This is a genomic window from Planctomycetota bacterium (assembly GCA_026387035.1).
In the GTDB taxonomy this organism is placed as follows: Bacteria; Planctomycetota; Phycisphaerae; order FEN-1346; family FEN-1346; genus JAPLMM01.
On record JAPLMM010000065.1, the window covers coordinates 1 to 1,531 of the forward strand.

General features: G+C 65.6%; 2 protein-coding genes. One reads left to right on the forward strand and one right to left on the reverse strand.

Annotated features, from left to right (window positions below; translation table 11 throughout):
* The first annotated feature begins 213 nt into the window (after window positions 1-213).
* Window positions 214-822 carry a hypothetical protein gene (locus NTX40_01965; protein ID MCX5647851.1) on the forward strand — a complete coding sequence of 203 codons (609 nt, stop codon included), beginning with the start codon at window positions 214-216 and terminating at the stop codon, window positions 820-822.
* 111 nt (window positions 823-933) lie between these two features.
* Here NTX40_01965 and hisB read toward each other — a convergent pair whose 3' ends face one another.
* Window positions 934-1,476: an imidazoleglycerol-phosphate dehydratase HisB gene (gene hisB / locus NTX40_01970; protein ID MCX5647852.1), complete on the reverse strand. Its 543-nt coding sequence runs from the start codon at window positions 1,474-1,476 to the stop codon at window positions 934-936.
* Window positions 1,477-1,531: the final 55 nt, after the last annotated feature.

The window sequence follows — 1,531 nt, forward strand, 5'->3', positions numbered from 1 at the left end:
ACGTTCCGGGATTACTGCCTGCCGCTCGTCGGCGAGTTGCCCGAGACGGCGCTTTTAGAATGACGTGCGGCGGCGCGGGAACGTCATATGTTCGCGCGGGCGCTCGAACGGCGCGCGCTCGCCTCCGGCTCGCGGCTAAACATTATGATTAGCCGCGACCCGGAGGCGAGCGCGAACGCTTAGCCGCGACCTGAAAGGGAGCGCGTTAGAACCATGGTCATCGGATTTCACGTCATCCTCACCGCCTACGGTTTCTGGTTGCCGAACGATCCTCGCGGTTCGTGGTCGGATTTTGTCGGGGCTTGGGAACTTGTCCGTTTCGGCCGGGCCACGAAGACCGACGAACGCCGGTCGCTGGCCGGAGAACTGCACGATCGCCGGGCGCGCGCTCGCGCTAAGCAGGTCCTGAAATACCCCGCCGTCCGATTCACCGGCAGACAGGCGAGTGCGATTGGGCGCGGTTTTGGCGCCTTGGTGAACAGAAGCGCGCTGAATATCTGCGCGTGCTCGATCCTTCCGGAACACACGCACCTGGTCGTGGAGCAGCACCGCTATCCCATCGAGCAGATTGCCAACTTGCTCAAGGGAGCGGCGACGCGGCAACTGATGTCGGGGGGGCTTTATCCTTTAGGATCGCTGCGGGAGAAGTGCGGCCGGTTGCCTCATGCGTGGGCGCGCGGCCTGTGGAAAGTGTTCCTTGGGACTCCGGCCGACGTCCGGCGCGCCATTCGCTATGTTGAGGACAATCCCGCCAAGGAAGGTCTGACGCGACAACAGTGGTCGTTTGTGATGCCGTTCGGTGTGGAACGGTCGGGGTCGTAACGCGCTCGTCTCCTCAACAACGCGCGCTCGCCTGCGGCTCGCGGCTAAACATTATGATTAGCCGCAAGCCGCAGGCGAGCGCGTTCCGTGATGCGCACTTAGCGTCGCGTGTTACAACACGCCCTTGGTCGAAGGCGTGCCGGTGACGCGGGGGTCGCGGGCGACGGCGGCCCGCAGCGCGCGGGCGAGGGCCTTGAAAACGGCCTCGGCGATGTGGTGATCGTTTGAGCCGTACGGAACGCGGACGTGGAGCGTCATCTTGGCGTGCGTGGCGAAGGCCTGGAGGAAGTCGCGGACGAGTTCCGTCTCGAACTCGCCGACACGCTCGCCGGGAAACTCGACCTGGTACACGAGGAACGGCCGGCCCGAGAGGTCGAGCGACACCTGGGCGAGGGCCTCGTCCATGGGCACGGCCGCGCAGCCGAAGCGCGCAATCCCCTCCTTCGAGCCGAGCGCCTCGGCGAGGGCCTGGCCCAGGCAAATGCCAATATCTTCAACCGTGTGGTGCGGGTCCACGTCGGTGTCTCCCGCGGCCTTGACGGCCAGGTCGATCGAGGCGTGGCGCGCGAGGAGCGCGAGCATGTGGTTGAGGAACCCGATGGGGGATTCGACGTCCGCCCCGCCCCGGCCGTCGAGGTCGAGGCGGAGGGTGATTTGGGTTTCCTTGGTCTTTCGGCTGACCTCGGCGCTGCGGGGTTTGTCGGCGGCT